Source organism: Roseisolibacter sp. H3M3-2 (assembly GCF_029211165.1).
Taxonomy (GTDB): Bacteria; Gemmatimonadota; Gemmatimonadetes; order Gemmatimonadales; family Gemmatimonadaceae; genus Roseisolibacter.
Window position 1 is genome coordinate 1 of sequence record NZ_JARGEK010000551.1, and the last position, 2,305, is coordinate 2,305.

General features: G+C 81.0%; 1 protein-coding gene and 1 pseudogene. One reads left to right on the forward strand and one right to left on the reverse strand.

Annotated features, from left to right (window positions below; translation table 11 throughout):
• A partial coding sequence (locus PYV61_RS24350; RefSeq protein ID WP_275836470.1) for a PAS domain-containing protein occupies positions 1 to 1,543 on the reverse strand: 1,543 nt, incomplete at its 3' end.
• Positions 1,544 to 1,707: 164 nt separating this feature from the next.
• On the opposite strand from PYV61_RS24350, the pseudogene PYV61_RS24355 reads away from it, so the two are divergent.
• Positions 1,708 to 2,305 (forward strand): annotated as a pseudogene (locus PYV61_RS24355) (hypothetical protein); the annotation flags it as partial.

Sequence of the window (2,305 nt, forward strand, 5' to 3'; positions counted from 1 at the left end):
CGCGGTGGCGGACGCGGTACTCGGCGGCGTGGTGCGGCGCCTCGGCGCGCACGTGCGCGCGCAGCCCGGCGCGCACCGCCGGCAGGTCGTCGGGGTGCACGGCCGCCGCCCACGACGGCGCGTCCGCGTCGCCCGGGTAGCCGAGCATCCGCCCCCACCGCGGGCTGAAGTACGCGGCGTCGGCCGCGAGGTCCCAGTCCCACAGCGCGTCGTCGGTCGCCTCCACCGCGCGCTCGAACCGCTCCTCGGCGCGCCGCCGCGCGGTGACGTCGGTGAAGAGGAACAGCGCCCCCGCGAACGCGCCCGCGCCGTCGCGCAGCGTGCTCGCCGACTTGCTCGCCCACAGCGTCGAGCCGTCGGCGCGGCGCATCGGCAGCTCGACGCGCTCGGCGGCGCCCCCCCGCCGGCGCTCGAAGCGCGCGCGCTCGGCGTCCGCCGTCGCGGCGTCGAGCAGGTCGAAGAACGACGCGCCGCCGAGCGACCCCGCCGCGACGCCGAGCATCTCGCCGAGGCGCGCGTTGGCGTAGGTGATCGTCCCCGCGGCGTCGACGGTGCAGATCCCCTCGTGCGCCGCCTCCAGCACCCCGCGCGCCTGCTCCTCGCTCGCCCGCAGCGCCTCCTCCGCCACGCGCTGCGTCGTGACGTCGGTGACCGCGCCGGCGATGCGCTGCGGCGCGCCGTCGGCGTCGCGCAGGATGCGCGCGGCGTCGCGCACGACGACCACGCGCCCGTCGGGGTGCGCGATCCGGTACTCGCACGTCCAGTGCGACACCTCGCCCGCCAGCGCGGCGCGCCACCCGTCGGCCACCCGCGCGCGGTCCTCGGGGAGGATCAGCGCCAGCCACGCCGACGAGTCGGGGGGGAGCGCGCCGGCGCGCCGCCCGTAGACCGCCTCCACCGCGCCCTCGCGCGTCACGTGGCCGGTGAGGCAGTCGTGCGCGTAGATGACTTCCTGGCTCGCCTCCACCGCCAGCCGGAAGCGCCACTCCTGCACGCGCAGCGCGATCTCGGAGAGCGCGGCCGCGGCCAGGTCGGCGAGCGTCGCCAGGTCGTCCTCCCCCCAGGCGCGCGGGCGCCCGTCGACGACCGCGAGCGCGCCGAGGACGTCGCCGTCGGCGGTGGCGAGCGGGACGCCGAGGTAGGCGACGATCCCCTGGGCCGCGACGGCGGGGTTCCCGGCGACGACCGCGTGGCGGCGCGCGTCCCCGACCACCAGCGGCGCGGCCGAGTCGACGACGTGCCGGCAGAACGAGTGCGAGACCGGGTTCCCGCGCGGCGCGCCGGCCGGGGCGCACTGCCCGGCGGCGCCGGGGAGGTGCTGGCGCCGGTCGTCCACCAGCGAAACCACCGCGCCCGTCCCCCCGAGCAGCCGGGCGGCCAGCGCGGCCAGCCGGTCGAGCACCGGGTTGGTGACGCCGTCGAGCAGCCCGGTCGCGCGCAGCGCGGCGAGGCGCCCGGGGTCGGTCAGGCGTCCCCTCCGGGGCTCGTCGTCGGGCGGGTACGGCGGGGGACCCGCGAGGGGTCCGACCACGGTGGTGGCCATCTGCGGCGGGCGGGTTGCGGCGGCGCCCGAGCGGCGGGCGCGTGGGTGAGGACGAGCCGCCGCGCGCGCCGGTCACCCCGGCCACGGTGAGCGAACGGTTCGCGCGACGGCGAGCCCGACGTCGCGGGCCGTCGCCGGCCGCCCCCGGCGCGTAGAATCCGCGCGTGCCCGTGCCCCCGGTCTCCGCCGCCCCGCCCTCCCCCCTCGCCGCGCTCGCGCGCTTCCACGCCGGCGCCGTCGGCAGCGCCGCGCTGCGGGCCGGCACCATCGGGGTGGCGGGGGTCATCTTCGCCTTCGGGATGGCGCCCGACCCGGCGTGGACGCTGCGGGCGGCGCTGCTCGGGCTGGTCGCGCCCGGCGGGGGCGGCGCGTGGGACGGCGCGCAGACCCGCCTCCTGCTGGGGGCGCTGGCGCTCGGGCTGGCGCGAATCGGCGCCCGGCGGGTCGGGGCCGGCGCCACCGGGTGGATGGCGAGCCTGCCGGTGGCGGCGCGGACCGCCCGCCGGGCGGCGTGGGCGGGGGCGACGCTGGCGGCGCTGCCGATGGCGCTGGTCGCCGCCGAGGCGGTGGCGCTGGCGGCCGCGCTCTACGGCGTCGCGCCGACGCCGCTCGCGGTGGCCACCCTCCCCCTGCTGCTGGCGGCGGCGGTGGCGGCGGCGCTCCCGGTGCGCCCGGCGTGGGCCGCCGCGGCGGCGGGGCGCGCCCAGGTCGCGGCGGCCTGGCCGACCCCGGCCGGCGCGCTACTCGGCGCCGCCCTGCTGG